General features: G+C 58.9%; 3 protein-coding genes. 2 read left to right on the plus strand and 1 reads right to left on the minus strand.

Going from position 1 to position 3,115, the window contains the following annotated elements; all coding sequences use genetic code 11:
• Positions 1-87 precede the first annotated feature (87 nt).
• Positions 88-1,071: an IS110 family transposase gene (locus ACRC1E_RS08295; RefSeq protein WP_438514629.1), complete on the minus strand. Its 984-nt coding sequence runs from the start codon at positions 1,069-1,071 to the stop codon at positions 88-90.
• A gap of 354 nt (positions 1,072-1,425) precedes the next feature.
• On the opposite strand from ACRC1E_RS08295, the gene ACRC1E_RS08300 reads away from it, so the two are divergent.
• Positions 1,426-2,001 (plus strand): hypothetical protein, encoded by a 576-nt coding sequence (locus ACRC1E_RS08300; protein ID WP_438514630.1) that lies wholly within the window; start codon positions 1,426-1,428, stop codon positions 1,999-2,001.
• Positions 2,002-2,014: 13 nt separating this feature from the next.
• Positions 2,015-3,082, plus strand: coding sequence for a ribonucleotide-diphosphate reductase subunit beta (locus tag ACRC1E_RS08305; protein WP_438514631.1), 1,068 nt, complete (start codon positions 2,015-2,017; stop codon positions 3,080-3,082).
• Positions 3,083-3,115 lie beyond the last annotated feature (33 nt).

The following is a 3,115-nucleotide window of genomic DNA, read 5'->3' on the forward strand; positions in this document are numbered from 1 at the left end:
CATCATGGCCGACATCGCTCAGGCGCTGGACAAGGCGTAACGGGAAACTACGGGATCGGGGAGCGGGGAGTAGATACCGTCTTGCCATCATGCGGTCAAGTAGTCTGATTGATAGGCTTGGCGGGTTTTAAGCACGCCAAAGCACAGATGCACCAGCTTACGCATCGAGGCACCCAAGGCTGACATCTTGCTCTTGCCTCGTTGCAGTAGGCGCTCGTATAGAGCTTTGACGTGCGGGTTATATTTGGTTGCAACAATCGCAGCCATGTAGAGCACGGCTCGAACACGGGCGGGACCGGCTTTGGATAGCTTGGCGCGGCCGAGCAGCGAGGTGCCGGATTGGCGCTCAACGGGCACTAGTCCGAGATAGGCAGCCAACTGTTCGGCGCTGGCAAACGACTTGCAGTGCATGACAGCCAGCAATAGTCGTCCGGTTTGAGGGCCAATGGCAGGGATGGTCTGCAGTAACTGCAAATCCTGCTTGAGTCCCGGATGGTGGTCGATATGGTCGTCAATCTGGCGTTGCAGCGTTTGCAGTTGTTGTTCGAGAAAGGCGATCGAGGTCTGGATCGAGGCATGCACCAGCTCGGGGGTATCCGCAATTTCGGCTTTTTCCAGCCGGTTGCGCTCGCGCTGCAGGTCTTGTGCAATGGCGTCACGCCGCGATAGCAACGCTTGTAACTGCCGGGCCTCAGCAGGAGGTGGCGACCACGCAGCAGGTTGCAACATCGCCGCGTACCGTGCCAGTACCAAGCTGTCGATGCCATCTGTCTTGGTGCGGATGGCCAAGCCACGGCCAAAGTCGCGCACTTGCGCCGGGTTGGCGATAGAGACGGTCACACCCGCATCGTGCAGGCCGAAGGCGGCCAGTTCGTGATAGACACCAGTGCCCTCCATGACGGCATGTACGTCGCCCGGGTAAGCACCTTGCTTGGACAGCCAGGTCAGCAGGTCGGCGATGCCGGTAGCGCTGTTGGCAACAGATTTGCTCTTGCGTTTGCTGTACTGGGGATCCAGCAGCAGACTGCAGTCGAGCTTGGCTTTGGACACATCAATACCGAGGTAAAACATATGCAGTCCTCTGTAAATAGAAGCAACCAACTCACCCACTTGCCTTGTTCATGCAGGGTCAAAGCCCTTGGCTACCGTTCAGTGTCTGGCTGGTGAGAGGGTGAAGCGAAGGGCTTAATCTACAGACCAAGGTTTTAGCCTTAAGGGTGGGTTCAAGCTCACTTCGCTTCGTGTGGTGATAGCTAATCACCACGAGACAACAGATACAAGGGTGGGTTAGCCGGCGCCAGCCGGCGTAACCCACCAATCAGCGCAGCAAGCTCGCGATGGCGCAAGGGATGGGTTACGGCATTCGCCTGCACCCATCCACAGTTCAGGCATGCCGCAAGGCACAACCGAAACGAGGAGCACACCATGCGCACCCCGCTGCTACTGGCCAGCACCAGCCTGCTCGCCGCCTGCACCACCATGGCCGACAAACTGCAAGGCAGCCTGACCCCGCCCGCCGGCGAGGGTTACGCCATATTTTCGCTGGTCGGCAAAAGCAGCGAGCCGGACCGCTCCAGCGCCAGCCTCAGCTGGCAGGCGCTGGATAGCCCCTTGCAAGGTCGCGTCTACGCCAATATGGGCACCAATACCATCTTTGGTGACAAGGGCCATATGGCCGAAGGCAAGCTGGAACTACTGACCCTGCCGCCCGGGCGCTACCAGCTAACCACCGCCTACGGCTACTGGCCATCCAGCCTTGGCCGCTTTGGCGACGGCGGCATCCAGATCCGCAGCTTTGCGCTCAAGCTGCCGTTCAGTATCGAAGCCGGCAAGGCCGTGTATCTGGGCGAAGTGCGGGTCGAAATGGATTTCCTGCCCACGGTCGAGATCGGCGACGCACACCAACGCGACTTTGCCTACATGAAAAACGTGTGGAAGGTCAACACCCTGAATACCGTCGTACTCGCGCCATTCAAGCCCGAGACGATCAAACCCGAATAGACGAAAGAAACACATGCTGAGTTTTGAAGACCCGATCGCCCCCGCCACCGCTACGCCAGCCACCGCCAAGCGTGTCAGTGCCAGCGACAAGCGCGTGATCAACGGCACCACCGACGTCAACCAACTGGTGCCGTTCGCCCATAAATGGGCGTGGGAAAAATATCTGGCGCAGTGCGCCAACCACTGGATGCCGCAGGAAGTGAACATGCAGCGCGACATCGAACAGTGGAAAACCGGCCAGCTCACCGAAGACGAAATGCGTCTGGTCAAGCGCAACCTCGGCTTCTTCGTCACCGCCGACAGCCTGGCCGCCAACAATATCGTGCTGGGCACCTACCGCCAGATCACCTCGCCCGAATGCCGCCAGTTCCTGTTGCGTCAGGCCTTCGACGAAGCCATCCACACCCACGCCTACCAGTACATCGTCGAAAGCCTGGGCCTTGACGAAGGCGAAGTGTTCAACGCCTACAACGAAGTCAAGTCCATCCGCGACAAGGACGAGTTCCTGATCCCGTTCATCGACGTGCTGACCGACCCCGCCTTCAAGACCGGCACGCTGGAAAACGACCAGAAGCTGCTCAAGAGCCTGATCGTGTTCGCCTGCATCATGGAAGGCCTGTTCTTCTACGTCGGCTTCGTGCAGATTCTGGCGCTGGGCCGCCAGAACAAGATGACCGGCGCCGCCGAGCAATACCAGTACATCCTGCGCGACGAATCGATGCACTGCAATTTCGGCATCGACATGATCAACACCATCAAGCTGGAAAACCCGGCGCTGTGGACCGATGCCTTCAAGGACGAAATCACCGCCCTGTTCCGCCAAGGCGTCGAGCTGGAATATGCCTACGCCGAAGACACCATGCCGCGCGGCGTGCTCGGCCTGAATGCGTCCATGTTCAAGGAATACCTGCGCTTTATCGCCAACCGCCGCATGCAGCAAATCGGCCTCGACCCGATGTTCCCGGGCGTCACCAACCCCTTCCCGTGGATGAGCGAAATGATAGACCTGAAGAAGGAAAAGAATTTCTTCGAGACGCGGGTAACCGAGTATCAGACTGGCGGGGCGTTGAGCTGGGATTGAGTACAAGGCAGGCGTCTACATCATGAAGACGCC

This window comes from Craterilacuibacter sp., assembly GCF_051659485.1.
In the GTDB taxonomy this organism is placed as follows: domain Bacteria; phylum Pseudomonadota; class Gammaproteobacteria; order Burkholderiales; family Chromobacteriaceae; genus Craterilacuibacter.

Excerpts from the sequence above, each read along its gene's own strand:
- ACRC1E_RS08305 (WP_438514631.1), top strand. The coding sequence starts at position 2,015 with ATGCTGAGTTTTGAAGACCCGATCGCCCCCGCCACCGCTACGCCAGCC.
- ACRC1E_RS08300 (WP_438514630.1), top strand. The coding sequence starts at position 1,426 with ATGCGCACCCCGCTGCTACTGGCCAGCACCAGCCTGCTCGCCGCCTGC.
- ACRC1E_RS08295 (WP_438514629.1), bottom strand. The coding sequence starts at position 1,071 with ATGTTTTACCTCGGTATTGATGTGTCCAAAGCCAAGCTCGACTGCAGT.